This window comes from Burkholderia sp. ABCPW 111 (assembly GCF_000773065.1).
Classification (GTDB): Bacteria; Pseudomonadota; Gammaproteobacteria; order Burkholderiales; family Burkholderiaceae; genus Burkholderia; species Burkholderia savannae.
Genome location: NZ_JPWT01000121.1, coordinates 1 through 13,884, shown reverse-complemented (window position 1 = coordinate 13,884; position 13,884 = coordinate 1). Strand labels below are relative to the sequence as shown.

At 69.6% G+C, this 13,884-nt stretch carries 13 protein-coding genes; 2 read left to right on the top strand and 11 right to left on the bottom strand.

The window, feature by feature from the left end; translation table 11 throughout:
- Positions 1–10 precede the first annotated feature (10 nt).
- Entirely contained in the window at positions 11–673 is a 663-nt protein-coding gene (locus X946_RS26700; protein ID WP_038754171.1) for a histidine phosphatase family protein, read from the top strand.
- A gap of 102 nt (positions 674–775) precedes the next feature.
- Here X946_RS26700 and X946_RS26695 read toward each other — a convergent pair whose 3' ends face one another.
- From X946_RS26695 to X946_RS26650, 11 genes are all read right to left on the bottom strand, one after another.
- Positions 776–1,924, bottom strand: a complete 1,149-nt coding sequence (locus tag X946_RS26695) for a ParB/Srx family N-terminal domain-containing protein (protein ID WP_038754168.1) — start codon at positions 1,922–1,924, stop codon at positions 776–778.
- A gap of 120 nt (positions 1,925–2,044) precedes the next feature.
- Positions 2,045–2,998, bottom strand: coding sequence for an oxygenase MpaB family protein (locus X946_RS26690; RefSeq protein WP_038754165.1), 954 nt, complete (start codon positions 2,996–2,998; stop codon positions 2,045–2,047).
- A gap of 26 nt (positions 2,999–3,024) precedes the next feature.
- The gene (gene ruvB, locus X946_RS26685; RefSeq protein WP_038754162.1) at positions 3,025–4,095 is read right to left on the bottom strand and encodes a Holliday junction branch migration DNA helicase RuvB; all 1,071 of its coding nucleotides are present in this window, start codon (positions 4,093–4,095) and stop codon (positions 3,025–3,027) included.
- Positions 4,096–4,203: 108 nt separating this feature from the next.
- Positions 4,204–4,785, bottom strand: a complete 582-nt coding sequence (ruvA, locus tag X946_RS26680; protein ID WP_038754159.1) for a Holliday junction branch migration protein RuvA — start codon at positions 4,783–4,785, stop codon at positions 4,204–4,206.
- Positions 4,786–5,068: 283 nt separating this feature from the next.
- On the bottom strand, positions 5,069–5,611 hold the full coding sequence (ruvC, locus tag X946_RS26675) for a crossover junction endodeoxyribonuclease RuvC (protein WP_038754156.1): 543 nt from the start codon (positions 5,609–5,611) through the stop codon (positions 5,069–5,071).
- A 782-nt stretch (positions 5,612–6,393) separates the two neighbouring features.
- Positions 6,394–7,959 (bottom strand): bifunctional phosphoribosylaminoimidazolecarboxamide formyltransferase/IMP cyclohydrolase, encoded by a 1,566-nt coding sequence (gene purH / locus X946_RS26670; protein WP_038754153.1) that lies wholly within the window; start codon positions 7,957–7,959, stop codon positions 6,394–6,396.
- 44 nt (positions 7,960–8,003) lie between these two features.
- Positions 8,004–8,237, bottom strand: a complete 234-nt coding sequence (locus X946_RS26665) for a Fis family transcriptional regulator (protein WP_004194052.1) — start codon at positions 8,235–8,237, stop codon at positions 8,004–8,006.
- Positions 8,234–9,298 carry a tRNA dihydrouridine synthase DusB gene (gene dusB / locus X946_RS26660; protein ID WP_038754151.1) on the bottom strand — a complete coding sequence of 355 codons (1,065 nt, stop codon included), beginning with the start codon at positions 9,296–9,298 and terminating at the stop codon, positions 8,234–8,236. Before dusB ends, X946_RS26665 begins: the two co-directional genes overlap by 4 nt.
- Positions 9,299–9,406: 108 nt before the next feature.
- Positions 9,407–9,577, bottom strand: coding sequence for a hypothetical protein (locus X946_RS35355; protein ID WP_161788708.1), 171 nt, complete (start codon positions 9,575–9,577; stop codon positions 9,407–9,409).
- A 348-nt stretch (positions 9,578–9,925) separates the two neighbouring features.
- A complete protein-coding gene (locus X946_RS26655) occupies positions 9,926–11,119 on the bottom strand; it encodes a UbiH/UbiF/VisC/COQ6 family ubiquinone biosynthesis hydroxylase (RefSeq protein ID WP_038754148.1) in 1,194 nt (397 codons plus the stop codon).
- Positions 11,120–11,162: 43 nt separating this feature from the next.
- Positions 11,163–12,572, bottom strand: coding sequence for an aminopeptidase P N-terminal domain-containing protein (locus tag X946_RS26650; RefSeq protein ID WP_038754145.1), 1,410 nt, complete (start codon positions 12,570–12,572; stop codon positions 11,163–11,165).
- Between the two features lie 410 nt (positions 12,573–12,982).
- Here X946_RS26650 and X946_RS26645 point away from each other — a divergent pair, with 410 nt between their 5' ends.
- Positions 12,983–13,594 (top strand): glutathione S-transferase family protein, encoded by a 612-nt coding sequence (locus X946_RS26645; protein ID WP_038754142.1) that lies wholly within the window; start codon positions 12,983–12,985, stop codon positions 13,592–13,594.
- Positions 13,595–13,884 lie beyond the last annotated feature (290 nt).

Here is a 13,884-nt window from a genome sequence, read left to right as displayed (position 1 = left end):
GACCGCACCGATGGCCACGACGCAGATTCTCTTCATCCGCCATGGCGAGACGGCCTGGAACCGCATCAAGCGGATTCAAGGCCACATCGACATTCCGCTTGCCGACACGGGGCTCGCGCAGGCGCGGCAGCTGGCCGACCGGCTCGCGCGCGACGCACGCGCCGGCGCGCGTATCGATGCCGTCTATTCGAGCGACCTGTCGCGCGCGCGGCAGACCGCGCAGCCGGCCGCCGATGCGCTCGGCCTGCCGCTCGCGCTGCGCGAAGGGCTGCGCGAGCGCGCGTACGGCGTGTTCCAGGGGCACGACAGCGTCGAGATCGAGGCGCGTTTTCCCGACGCGTTCGCGCAGTGGCAGACACGCGATCCCGGCTTCGAGCCGGAAGGCGGCGAATCGCACCGCGCGTTCTATCATCGCGTGCTGCACGAGGTCGAGCGGATCGTCGCCGCGCATCCGGGCGGGCGCATCGCGTGCGTCGCGCATGGCGGCGTGCTCGACTGCGTATACCGCTTCGCGAACGATCTGCCGCTCGACGCGCCGCGCAAGCACGCGCTGTTGAACACGAGCGTGAACGTCGTCGATTATGACGACGGCCGCGCGCGTATCGTGCGCTGGGCCGACGTCGATCACCTGAGCGACGCGAGCGACGACGACGGCTATCGAAAGGTGCTGTGACGGGCGAGCGGTCGCGAGGTTCGCGCGCGCGAGCCTGAACGTGGGCGCGGCCGCGAGGCGCTCCGGATCGTCGCGGCGCATGGCCTTAGCCGCCGCCGCGCTTCAGCGCAGCCCGCGGCGCGACTTGTAATCGAGCGCGTACGCGATCTTGCCGGGTTTGTCGGCCGTGATCGGCTGGCGCAGCTTGTCGAATTCCCCCTTGCCGTATTTCTTTCCGCCGTTGATCTGATCGGCGCGGCCGAGGTCCGCGCCCGTCTTGCCGTCGATCACCGGATCGATCGACGCGACCATCCGCGCCGACGCATTCCACACCGCATTCAGGTAGCCCGTGTCCGCCGTCGCCGGGTCGGGATCGGTCGCGCCCGCGCGCGCGAGGTCGTAGCCCGCGAGTGAGAACGCTTCCGGCTGCTGGCGCAGCCAGTCGGCCCAGTAGAACTCGAGATAGTCGGTCGCCTGCGCGGGCTTCGCATAGCCGATGTCGCGCGTGAAATAGACGAGCGACCGGTAGCGGTCGTCCTGCATGCCGAGCTTCAGGCCGAGGCCGGCGGGCAGATGGTCCGCCGCGATCGGCCGGCCGTTTCCGTCCTTCAGGCGCGTGTAGCCGCGGCTTTGCATCTGCTGCCAGAACGCCGCGCCCGAGTAGTCGCTCAGGTTGTCCTTGACGACGACGTGTACGTGCAGCGACGCGCCGCCGTCGGGCGTCTCGTAATAGGTCGACAGGCCGTGGTGGCCGTCGGTCACGTACAGCATGTCGCCGTTCGGCCCGATGACGACGGGATTGAGCACGGCGCGCCCGCGCGCGTCGGCGCTCGTCGCGCAAGCGTAGCTCGCGGCGTCGCGCAACGTCGACTGCGTCGCGTAGCCGTTCGACGCGAGGCCGCCGAGCCCTTCGTCCGCGCAGAAGTCGTCGAACTTCTTGTCGGGCTGCCGTTCGTAGCGGCCGAGCTTGTAATAGATCTGGTCGTAGCCGAGCGCGCCTTGCGTCGGATGCAGTTCGCCGAGCGCGACGTCGAGCATGTCGCCCGTGCGCGCGCCTTTCCATTTGCCCGGCGCGGAGGCGGGCGCCTTCGGCGACGGGCTGCCCGCGCTCGGCCCAGGCTGCGTCGCGTGGCCGCGCGTGGAGCCGGCGGCGCCCGCATCGACGGCGGCAATCGGTGGGGCGGGCGCCGTGCCGTCGCCGCCGCAGGCGGCGAGCGCGGCGACGAGCGGAAAGGCGGTGGCGGCGACGAGACGGAAGAGCGGACGCGGCATCGTTGGCTGGTGTCGATGGTGGGTTTGGCGGGGATGGCGACGCGCGATTGATGCGCGTGTGGCCCCGTCAGCATCGCGAATGGATGTGACAGGTATTTGAAATGAACGCGACGGGTTGGGCTACGTGCCGTTGGGGCCCGGCTGCTCCGGCCGGGCGGACACCCGCCGGCGTGCGCGCTTCGATACGCTGTTGACGAGCGCCCAGCGGATCACCGGCGCGACGATCCGCACGCCGGGCCGAACGAGCGCGCGGCGCACCGGCGCGAGCGACGACAGGCCGAGCATCCGTTGCGCCCACGTCGGCAACAGATCGACGCCGGCGTTGAAGAGGAGCGCGGCGGCGGGGCGCATCGCCGGCCTCGGCACCGGCACGTTCATCAGGGTCCGTACCACCTCGTGCGTGCGCTCGCTCGCTTCGAGCTCGGGGCGCGTCGCGGCGAAGTACGCGGCGACGTCGGCGCGCGTTTTCGGGACGTTCGTCGCGCCCAGCAGCTCGGCGATGCGCGCGGTTTCCGCGTAGTAGCGGTCCTGATCGGCGCCCGGCAACAGCGGATTCACGTAGCGCAGGTGCGCGGCGAGAAAGCTCGACACCTCGGCGACGTGCACCCACGTGAGCAGTGCGGGATCGCTCGCGCGATACGGGCGGCCATCGAGCCCCGTGCCGACGACGGTCTCGTGTATCGCCTTCACGCGTTCGATCAGCTTCAGCGCATCGGCGCGGCTGCCGTACGTCGTGCCGGAGATGAACGTCGCGGTGCGGCGCAGGCGGCCGAGGATGTCGGTGCGGAACGTCGAATGGTCCCACACGCCCGCGAGCGCGAGCGGGTGCAGCGCCTGCAGCAGCAGCGCGGAGATTCCGCCCGTCATCATCGACGTGAAATCGGCATGCACCTTCCAGCACACCGCGTCGGGGCCGAAGAGGCCCGGGTCGCCCGGCGGCGACGAGTAGTCGAGCGACGGGCCGCTGCCGGACGTCAGATGCGTGACGCCGCCCGCGACGCGGGCGCGCACGCGCTCGACGAGCGGATGTCCGATCGGGGAGCGGGCGGGGCGGTCGCGAAGCGGGGCGGACATCGGTCGACTCGTCGGGACGGGGGGCGTCAGCCCTCGGCGTCCGGCGTGCCCCAGAGGTTGCGCACGGGGCTCGCGGCGTCCGGCGCGGCGAGCCCGAAGTGCCGGTAGGTAAGGAGCGTCGCGACGCGGCCGCGCGGCGTGCGCTGCAGGAAGCCCTGCTGGATCAAGTACGGCTCGAGCACGTCCTCGATCGTGTCGCGCTCCTCGCCGATCGCGGCGGCGAGGTTGTCGACGCCGACCGGTCCGCCGTCGAACTTGTGCAGGATCGCTTCGAGCAACTTGCGGTCCATCAGGTCGAAGCCGACCGGATCGACGTCGAGCATCGCGAGCGCGGCGTCCGCGACGGACGCGGTGATGTTGCCGTCCGCCTTCACTTCCGCGTAGTCGCGCACGCGGCGCAGCAGCCGGTTTGCGATCCGCGGCGTGCCGCGCGAGCGCTTCGCGATCTCGAGCGCGCCGTTCGGATCGATCTGCGCGTTCAGCAGCGACGCCGAGCGCCGCACGATCCGCGACAGTTGCTCGGCGTCATAGAATTCGAGCCGCGCGACGATGCCGAAACGGTCGCGCAGCGGGTTCGTCAGCATCCCGGCGCGGGTGGTCGCGCCGACGAGCGTGAACGGCTGCAGGTCGAGCTTCACGCTGCGCGCGGCGGGCCCTTCGCCGATCATGATGTCGATCTGGTAATCCTCGAGCGCCGGATACAGGATTTCCTCGACGACGGGCGACAGGCGATGGATCTCGTCGATGAAGAGAACGTCGTTCGCTTCGAGGTTCGTGAGGAGCGCGGCGAGGTCGCCCGCCCGCTCGAGCACGGGGCCGGACGTCTGGCGCAGATTCACGCCCATTTCGCGCGCAATGATGTGCGCGAGCGTCGTCTTGCCGAGGCCGGGCGGTCCGAACAGCAGCACGTGGTCGAGCGCTTCGGCGCGACGCTTCGCGGCCTCGATGAAGATTTCGAGCTGGCCGCGCACCTTTTCCTGGCCGACGTATTCGTCGAGCTGGCGCGGGCGCAGCGCGCGTTCGAACGCCTCTTCGTGCGAAGACGCGGGCGTGGCGGCAATGATCCGCTCGGCGGCGAGTTTGTCGGTTTCGATCATGCGGCCATTGTACCGCGCGGCGTGCTCCGGCCAACCTGGCCGAACGGCCGAGTCGCCTGGCGGCGCACGGCATGCGAAGCTGTCTTCGACGACGCGCCGTTCGAGCCGCTACGCCTTCGACAGCGCCTTGAGCGACAGCTTGATGCCTTCGGACACGCCGGTGCCGGCCGGCACGTTCTTGATCGCGGCGAGCGCTTCCTTTTCCGAATAGCCGAGCGCGAGAAGTGCGTTGAGGATGTCGGTCGCGTGGTCGGAAGGCGAGGCCGCGCCGGCGAGCGGGCCGAGATCTGCGCCGAGCTTGCCCTTGAGCTCGAGGAGCAGGCGCTCGGCTGTCTTCTTGCCGATGCCCGGCACGCGCGTCAGGCGCGCGGCGTCTTGCAGCGTGACCGCTTGCGACAGCTCCGCGACGCTCATCCCGGACAGCACGGCGAGCGCCATCCGCGCGCCGACGCCCGTGATCTTGAGCAGTTCCCGGAACGTCGAGCGCTCCTGCGGCGTGAGGAAGCCGTACAGCAGGTGCGCGTCCTCGCGGACGATCAACTGGGTCAGCAGCACGACCTTCTCGCCCGTGTGCGGCAGGTTGTAGAACGTGCTCATCGGCACGTCGACTTCATAGCCGACGCCGTTGCAGTCGACGAGGATGTGCGGAGGGTTCTTTTCAAGCAGGGTGCCGGCGATGCGACCGATCATGGCGAGTGCGGGACGGAACGGAAAGCGCGAGTGTAGCGCACCGCGGGGCGCGAGCGGCAGCGGCGCGAACGCGCGCGAAGCCCGATGCGGGCGGTGGAGCGGGCGGCATCCGCTTGGCGTCGCCGGGCGCCATGGGATGGTCAGCCCGATCCCGGCTTGGCGGACGATGCCGGGCGGGGATTCTTCATTGGGGCGCCGTCGCGAAAGCCGTCTCGTTGATCGGGATCGATCCGGGCAAACACGGTTTCCACCCGCGCGGGCGGCACACGTCGAGCCGGCCGCCTTATCCGATGAGCCGCCCGCGCCGAACGCGCAGCCCCTTCTTCGCGAGCGCGGGCGCGATGCCGCCGAGCGTGTTGAGCGTGTTGCCGCCGTGCGCGTGACAGATCGCCATCCCGAGCGCGTCGGCCGCGTCGGTGCCGGGCAGTCCGGACAGGCTCAGCAGGCGCGCGACCATTTCCTGCATCTGCTCCTTCGTCGCGCGTCCGTAGCCGACCACCGCCTGCTTGAGCTGCAGCGCGGTGTACTCGGCGACGGGCAGGCCGCCCGACACGAGCCCGCAAATGGCGGCGCCGCGCGCCTGGCCGAGGAGCAGCGTCGATTGCGGATTGACGTTGACGAACACTTTTTCGATCGACGCCTGATCGGGCGTGTGCTCGCGGATCAGCGTCGAGACGCCGTCGTAGATCGTGCCGAGCCGCGTGGGCAGGTCGGCGGTGGGCGTCTTGATCACGCCGCTCGCGACGTACGCGAGCCGATGGCCGCTGACGTCGATCACGCCGAAGCCGGTGACGCGCAAGCCGGGGTCGATGCCGAGGATTCGCATGGAGAAACGGAAAAGCTATGTGCGACCGATACTACACGAATGACGCCGGAGCCCGGCGAAAGCGGACGGCGCAGCGCCGCGCGAGCGGGGCGGCGAACGTGGATTATGCGAGCGCTGCGCGATCGCGGCGGCCGGCGCCGGACGCTCGTTGCGTGCGGTCGGGAGGCAAGCGCCGGAACGGGGTGCGAGCGGCGCGAAGCCGTCGGTTGAATCGATGCCGAGATGTCGCGCTGTCGCTCTGTCGAGATGTCGAGATGTCGAGATGTCGAGATGCCGAGATGCCGAGATGCCGAGATGCCGAGATGCCGAGATGCCGAGATGCCGAGATGCCGAGATGCCGAGATGCCGAGATACCGAGATACCGAGATACCGAGCGCCGAACACGGCGTTGCTTCCGACGGAATTCGGCTTCGCGCGAGCGATCGCTTCAAATGGCCGGGCCGCCGAGCTTGCCGCTTCGAAGAAGCGCCGCGACGAACCACTGCGCCATTGCAACGGAAACCGCCGCAAGGAACGGCCGCGCAGCGAGCCGTCGCCACCCAACGACGGCCGCAGCGTACGACTGCAGCGAGCCGCTGCCGCCCTACGCTGACTGCAGCGAGCCGCCGCCGCCAACGATGCCCGCCGCGTACGGCCACAGCGAGCCGCCGCCGCCAACGACCGCCATGCCAAAGAGCCGCCGTCCCGACCCGTCACTCGCCACGCATCGGTTCCGCGCGACCGATAAAAAACCCGGCGGTGATCCACCGCCGGGTTTCGCCGGAAACGCTGCGTCGTATGAATCAGTGGCGGAAGTGGCGCACGCCCGTCACCACCATCGCGATGTTGTGCTCGTCGGCGGCGGCGATCACCTCGTCGTCGCGCACCGAGCCGCCCGGCTGGATCACGCAGGTCGCGCCCGCCGCGACGACGACGTCGAGGCCGTCGCGGAACGGGAAGAACGCATCCGACGCAACCGCCGAGCCGGCCAGCGAGAGGCCCGCGTTCTGCGCCTTGATGCTCGCGATGCGCGCCGAATCGACGCGGCTCATCTGGCCCGCGCCGACGCCGAGCGTCATCCCGTTGCCGCAGAACACGATCGCGTTCGATTTCACGTACTTCGCGACGCGCCATGCGAAGAGGAGGTCGTCCATTTCCTTCGGCGTCGGATGGCGCTTCGTGACGACGCGCAGCTCGCGCGGCTGCACGTTCTTCGAATCGAGCGACTGCACGAGCAGGCCGCCGCCGACGCGCTTCAGGTCGAACGCGTTATGGCCGTCGCCCAGCGCGATCTCGAGGAGACGCACGTTCTGCTTCGCCGCGAACACCTGCTTGGCCGCATCCGAGAACGACGGCGCGATCAGCACTTCGACGAACTGCTTCGCCACCGCCTGCGCGGCGGCTTCGTCGACTTCCCGGTTGAACGCGATGATGCCGCCGAACGCCGACGTCGGATCGGTCTGGAACGCCTTCGCGTACGCGTCGGCCGAATCGTTGCCGACCGCGACGCCGCACGGGTTCGCGTGCTTGATGATCACGCACGCCGGCGCGTTGAACGTCTTCACGCATTCCCACGCGGCGTCCGAATCGGCGATGTTGTTGTACGACAGTTCCTTGCCCTGCAGCTGGCGGTAGTTCGCGAGCGCGCCGGCCGGCGTCGCGACGTCGCGGTAGAACGCCGCGCTCTGGTGCGGATTCTCGCCGTAGCGCAGGTCCTGCACCTTGTCGAACGCGAGGTTCAGCGTCGCCGGGTACGCGTTGCGCGACGCATGCTTCAGCTCGTCGGTCAGGCTCGTCAGGTAGTTCGTGATCGCGCCGTCGTATTGCGCGGTATGCGCGAACACCTTCGTCGCGAGGCGGAAGTTGGTCGGGTAGCCGACCGTGTTGCCGTTCGCCTTCATTTCGTCGAGCACGACCGCGTAGTCGGCCGGGTCGACTACGACCGTCACGTCGCGGTGGTTCTTCGCCGCGGAGCGCAGCATCGTCGGGCCGCCGATGTCGATGTTCTCGATCGCGTCGGCGAGCGTGCAGTCGTCCTTCGCGATCGTCGCGACGAACGGATACAGGTTCACGACGAGCAGGTCGATCGTCGGAATGCCGTGCTGCTCGAGCGCCTGCATGTGCTCGGGCAGGTCGCGGCGGGCGAGGATGCCGCCGTGCACCTTCGGGTGCAGCGTCTTCACGCGCCCATCGAGCATTTCCGGGAAGCCGGTGTAGTCGGCCACTTCGGTGACGGGCAGGCCCGCTTCGGCGAGCAGTTTCGCGGTGCCGCCCGTCGACAGCAGCTTGACGCCGAGCTCGGACAGCGCTTTCGCGAAGTCGACGATGCCGGTCTTGTCGGAAACGGAAATGAGCGCTTGCTTGATCATGATGGAACCACCAATAGCCAGGAAAACGGGGACGGTTCGGCCGCCTACAGCAGGCCGTGCTGCTGCAGCTTCTTGCGCAGCGTGTTGCGATTGATGCCGAGGTACTCCGCGGCGAGCGACTGGTTGCCGCCCGCCTGTTCGAGCACGACTTCGAGCATAGGCTTTTCGACGCACGACATCACCATTTCATAGACGTCGTGCGGATTGGAGCCGTCGAGATCCCGGAAGTAGCCATCCAGGCTGTCGCGGACGCATTGTTCGATGTTGTGCTTGCTCATGCTGCTAACTGGTTAGAATCGCCCGGCTCGCCGCAGCCGCCGTCTTCGTCGTCGACATAGACGAGGCGGTCGGACAGCGCCTGTTGCGCGTCGAAGAATTCGTTGACGGCGGCAAGCTGCTCGCGGGTGGTTTCGAGCGTGTTCATCCGGTGCCGGAACCCGTTGGCGCCGGAAAGGCCGCGAGTGTACCAGCCGATGTGCTTGCGTGCAGTACGGACTCCCGTGAATTCGCCGTAAAACGTGTAGTGATCCTCGAGGTGCTCGTTCATCACCTGGCGGATTTCGTCGATGCGCGGCGGCGGCAGGAGCTCGCCGCTTTGCAGGAAATGATCGATTTCGCGGAAGAGCCATGGCCTTCCTTGCGCGGCGCGGCCGATCATCAGCGCGTCGGCGCCCGTCGCGTCGAGCACCGCCTTCGCTTTTTGCGGCGACGTAATGTCGCCGTTCGCGACGACCGGAATGCGTACGGCGGCCTTCACGGCCGCGATCGTGTCGTATTCGGCGTCGCCGCGGTACAGGTCGGCGCGGGTTCTGCCGTGCACGGTCAGCATCGAGATGCCGGCCGCCTCGGCGAGCTTCGCGATCGTGATGGCGTTCTTGTGCTCGCGGTCCCAGCCGGTGCGGATCTTCAGCGTGACGGGCACGGCGTCGGGCCCCGCGCCGACCGCGCCGACGACGGCCTCGACGATCCGCTGCACGAGCGGCTCGTTCTGCAGGAGCGCCGAGCCGGCGGCGACGTTGCAGACCTTCTTCGCCGGGCAGCCCATGTTGATGTCGATGATCTGCGCGCCGTTCGCGACGTTGTGACGCGCGGCCTCGGCCATCATCGCCGGATCGGCGCCCGCGATCTGCACCGCGATCGGCTCGACTTCGCCCGCGTGGTTCGCGCGGCGCATCGTCTTCTCGCTCTTCCAGAGCTGCGCGTTCGACGCGACCATCTCGGACACGGCGTAGCCCGCGCCGAGCCGCTTGCACAGCTGGCGGAACGGCCGGTCCGTGACGCCCGCCATCGGGGCGACGAACAGGTTGTTGCGCAGAACGTGAGAGCCTAGGACGGGCATCGCAATGGGAGCGCCCGCGCGGGGCGCGGGCGGGGCGTCGGGAAAAGGGAAAACGCGCATTTTACCGTAACCGCCGGTGCCGCCGAATTAGGCAACTGTCGGCAATCGTTAAATCGTCGATGAATCTTGCGTGAAGGTGGGATGACGCATCGTGCGCGCCTGCGAAGCGGTGTAGCTGCGATGCGGCGGGAAATGGGCCGCGAGCTCGCGAAGCCGGTTGGCGTCGGCTTCGGTGACGGCGCTCGCGCGCTCGCGTTTCTCGTGCGTCTCGATGCGCAAGGCGGCGGCGCGGCGAGAGGCGGCCGGGATGGGCGTCGACGCGGAAAGCGTGCGTGCGGCATGAGAGGCTCGATGCCGGCCCCGTCGCGCGATTGCGTCGGAAAAACGCCGGTCGCGGCTTGACCGAATCGCTCGGCGAAGAAACCGTTTCCCGGATCGCACGACGCGCGGCTCGCGGGCATCGCTCGAGATGACTCGAGCGAACATGGCCGCAACGGCGCGCGGCCTGCTTTTCGATTTCGATTCAATCGGCCGGGCCGCCGGCTGCCGACATTCAGCCTTCGGCGACCGAACGCCGCGCGCCGGCGATGACCGACGGTCGCGTGCCGACGGCCGCGCCCGTGCGCGTCAGCGCCGCTGTCCGAACATCATCTGCCGCGCGATCGCCGTCTTGAGCGGCGGCACGAATTCGAGCGCGGTGAGCGCCGCGCCGCGCAGCACCGCGAGCGGGCGCGACTCGATGGTGAACAGGCGGGCGAGCGTATCGGTCGCGCCGATCGTGAAGCGTCTGTCGAGCGCGCGGCGCGCGTTGAACGTCGCGAGCGCGAGCGGCGTCGCGCCGTGCTCGGACAGTGTCTCGGCGAGCGTGTGCGCGTCGCGCAGCCCGAGGTTCAGCCCTTGGCCCGCGACCGGGTGCAGCGTCTGCGCGGCGTTGCCGACGATCGCGACCCGGCCGTCGACGAGCGTATCGGCCGCGGCGAGCCCGAGCGGGAACGCCGCGCGTCCGGCGATCCGCGTGAAGTGTCCCATCCGCGTGCCGAACGTCGCGCCGAGTTCCTGCAGGAACGCGTCGTCGGGCAATTCGCTGCGCCGCCGCGCGACGTCGGGCGCGCAGCACCAGACGAGCGCGTAATCCGCCTGTTGCGGGCCGCCGAGCGGCAGCAGCGCGAGCGGGCCTTCGCCGGTGAAGCGCTCCCAGGCGACGCGCGGCCGCGGCGCCGACACCGTGACGGTGCCGACGAGCGCCGTCTGTCCATAGTCGCGATTTTTCGCGCTCTCGGTCAGCTTGCGCTTGCCGTCGTCGAAGAGGCCGCCTTCCGCGTTCACGAGCACGCGCGCGCGCAGCGCGCGCGCGCCTTGCGGCGTGTCGAGCGTGACGGTCACGCCGTCGGCGTCCTGCGCCGGCGAATGCGCGGATGTCGACGTGAACCAGTGCGCGGGCGTGCCGCGCACCGCGCGCGCGAGCGCCTGCACGATCGAGCCGTAGCGCACGACGTAGCCGAGCGCGGCGAGATCGTGCTCGTCGCGATCGATCAGCGTGCGGCCGAAATGGCCGCGCTGCGAGACGTGGATGTGCTCGATCGGCGTCGCGTCGCCCGGCCAGCCGAGCGTATCGAGCAGCATCCGGCTGCCTTGCGACACGGCGATCGCGCGCGGATCGTTCGCGCTCGCGTCGGGATCGCGCGCGTCGACGAGCGCGACCGACAGCGCGCGGGTTGCGCTGCGCCGCGCGAGCCAGCCGGCGAGCGCAAGCCCGACCGGCCCGGCGCCGACGATCGCGATATCGAAGTCGAAAGCGGGCGAGGGGGCGGCGGTCGTCATCGTTCTTGAATCGTGGGTCTCGATAGGAAAGCGCGCGGGCGGGTCATGGCTGCGGGCGGGCGCTTTGCGTCTGCGCGTCGCGCATCAGCGCCTCGATCTCGTCGGCGGCCACCGGCACGTCGCGCGTGATCAGCTCGCACCCCGTCGGCGTGACGAACGCGTCGTCCTCGATCCGGATGCCGATGTCCCAGAACGCCTGCGGCACGTCGTCGGCCGGGCGCACGTAGAGGCCCGGCTCGATCGTGAGCGCCATGCCCGCGTGCAGCACGCGCGACGGCAGCGCGCCGTCGTCGTCGCGCGGCGCGCCGCGCTCGCGGTAGTCGCCGCAGTCGTGCACGTCCATCCCGAGCCAATGGCCCGTGCGGTGCATGTAGAAGCGCGTGTACGCACGCTCGGCGATCACGTCGTCGACGCTCGCGAAGCGCGCCTTCGGCACGAGCCCGGTGTCGAGCATGCCCTGCGCGAGCACGCGCACCGCGGCGTCGTGCGGCGCGTCGAACGACGTGCCCGCGCGCGTCGCCGCGATCGCCGCTTCCTGCGCGGCGAGCACGATGTCGTAGAGCGCACGCTGCGGGCCCGAGAAGCGGCCGTTCGCCGGGAACGTGCGGGTGATGTCGGATGCGTAGCCGTCGAGCTCGCAGGCGGCGTCGATCAGGATCAGGTCGCCGTCCTTGACGATCGTGTTGCCGGCCGGATAGTGGAGCACGCACGCGTTCGCGCCCGTCGCGACGATCGAGCCGTAGGCGGGCGATTGCGCGCCGTGGCGGCGAAACGTGTAGAGCAGCTCGGCCTCGAGTTCGTATTCGCGCACCCCGGGACGGCACGCGGCCATCGCGCGGCGGTGCGCGAGCGCGGAAATCTCGGCCGCGCGGCGCATGATCGCCTGCTCGTGCGGATCTTTCACGAGGCGCATGTCGTCGAGGAGCGGCTCGAGATCGAATGCGGCGCCGGGCGCGGCGACGCCAGCGCGGGCGCGCGCGCGCACCGCGTCGAGCCAGCCGTTCAGGCGGCCGTCGAATTCGGCCGACGCGCCGAAGCGGTAGTGGAGCGCGTGCGCATCGGCGAGAAGGCGCGGCATCTCGGCGTCGAGCGCGTCGTACGGGAACGCGGCGTCGAAGCCGAACGCGTCGCGCGCGGCTTCGGGGCCGAAATGGAACCCTTCCCAGATCTCGCGCTCGGGATTCTTCGCGCGGCAGAAGAGGATCGCGCGGGGCGCGTCGCCTGCCGCCGACGCGTCGAGGACGAGCAGCGCGTCGGGCTCGGAGAAGCCCGTCAGGTAGTGGAAGTAGCTGTCGTGCCGGTACGGATAATCGCTGTCGCGATTGCGGGGCACTTCCGGCGCGGTCGGCACGATGGCGACGCCGCCGCCTTGCGCGCGCAGCTTGGCCAGCACGCGGTCGCGGCGCTGGCGGTGGACGTCGAGGGCGATGGCGGGTTCGGTCGGCTGATTCATCACGCGATTGTAGCGCCGTCGCGCGGGTCGCGCGCGCGACGGGGGCGAGGCGGCCGTGCGGACGCCGCGGGGCGGCTCGCCCCGCCGCGCCCGTGCGCGCATGAAACCGCGCGCGCAACAGCGCACGCGAAAGCACACACAAAGCGCGCCGCGCGCGACGCGAAGCCGCGCTGCCCGTCGAGCGTCGCGCGCGGCCGGCGTGTCGGCGCGGGACGTCGGCGCGAATCCGCGACCCGGCCCGCGCGGCCGCGGCCGAAGCAAGGCCGGCCGCCGCCTTGCCGGCCCGCGCGGCGGGCGTCATTGTTGCAAACCATCCACAGGCCGGACGGCCGATTATCAACGCAGACGCAACGGCCGGTTATGATCGGCGACAACGTATACTCTCGGGCGGTATTCCCGACAGAAGACAGATGATGAAATTAATCGGTTCGCTCAGCAGCCCGTTCGTCCGCAAGGCGCGAATCGTGCTCGCTGAAAAGAAGATCGACTACAAGCTGGAGCTCGAAAACGTCTGGGCGCCGGACACCGACATCCATGCGTCGAACCCGCTCGGCAAGGTGCCGTGCCTCGTGATGGAAGACGGCGCCGCCGTGTTCGATTCGCGCGTGATCTGCGAATACGTCGACACGCTTTCGCCCGTCGGCAAGCTGATTCCGCCGTCCGGACGCGAGCGCGTCGAGGTGCGGTGCTGGGAGGCGCTCGGCGACGGCGTGCTCGACGCGGCGGTCGCGATCCGCATCGAGCACGTGCAGCGCGAGCCGCATCAGCGCAGCGACGCGTGGATCGCGCGCCAGCAGCGCAAGATCGACGACGGCCTCGTCGCGATGTCGCAGGGCCTCGCCGGCAAGACGTGGTGCGTCGGCAATCACTACACGCTCGCCGACATCGCGCTCGGCTGCGCGCTCGGCTACCTCGAATTCCGGATGCCGGAGATCAACTGGCGCGAGCGCCATTCGAATCTCGACAAGCATTTCGCGAAGCTCGCGCAGCGCCAGACGTTCGTCGACACGGTTCCGCAGTGACGCGTCGCCGCACGCGGCGATGACGAAAAAACGCCCCGGATGGGGCGTTTTCGTTTGATGCATCGAGCGTTCGCGGGGCGAAGCTGCGTCGCGCGAGCCGGCTGACGGCGCGGCGTTTCGGAACGCGGCTCGCGATCGCGCCGTTCAACGGCTGTAGGCCGTTGCATCGGCTGTGGATCGTCGCATCATATTTGCCCGCACCGCCGCACCGCCGCACCGCCGCACCGCCGCACCGCCGCACCGCCGCACCGCCGCACCGCCGCACCGCCGCACCGCCGCACCGCCGCACC

Bases quoted from the DNA above. Each gene is read 5' to 3' on its own strand.
- ruvA (WP_038754159.1), bottom strand. From the start codon at position 4,785: ATGATCGGTCGCATCGCCGGCACCCTGCTTGAAAAGAACCCTCCGCAC.
- dusB (WP_038754151.1), bottom strand. From the start codon at position 9,298: ATGCCCGTCCTAGGCTCTCACGTTCTGCGCAACAACCTGTTCGTCGCC.
- X946_RS26665 (WP_004194052.1), bottom strand. From the start codon at position 8,237: ATGAGCAAGCACAACATCGAACAATGCGTCCGCGACAGCCTGGATGGC.
- X946_RS26650 (WP_038754145.1), bottom strand. From the start codon at position 12,572: ATGAATCAGCCGACCGAACCCGCCATCGCCCTCGACGTCCACCGCCAG.
- X946_RS26645 (WP_038754142.1), top strand. From the start codon at position 12,983: ATGATGAAATTAATCGGTTCGCTCAGCAGCCCGTTCGTCCGCAAGGCG.
- ruvB (WP_038754162.1), bottom strand. From the start codon at position 4,095: ATGATCGAAACCGACAAACTCGCCGCCGAGCGGATCATTGCCGCCACG.
- X946_RS26655 (WP_038754148.1), bottom strand. From the start codon at position 11,119: ATGACGACCGCCGCCCCCTCGCCCGCTTTCGACTTCGATATCGCGATC.
- X946_RS26695 (WP_038754168.1), bottom strand. From the start codon at position 1,924: ATGCCGCGTCCGCTCTTCCGTCTCGTCGCCGCCACCGCCTTTCCGCTC.
- X946_RS26690 (WP_038754165.1), bottom strand. From the start codon at position 2,998: ATGTCCGCCCCGCTTCGCGACCGCCCCGCCCGCTCCCCGATCGGACAT.
- ruvC (WP_038754156.1), bottom strand. From the start codon at position 5,611: ATGCGAATCCTCGGCATCGACCCCGGCTTGCGCGTCACCGGCTTCGGC.
- purH (WP_038754153.1), bottom strand. From the start codon at position 7,959: ATGATCAAGCAAGCGCTCATTTCCGTTTCCGACAAGACCGGCATCGTC.
- X946_RS26700 (WP_038754171.1), top strand. From the start codon at position 11: ATGGCCACGACGCAGATTCTCTTCATCCGCCATGGCGAGACGGCCTGG.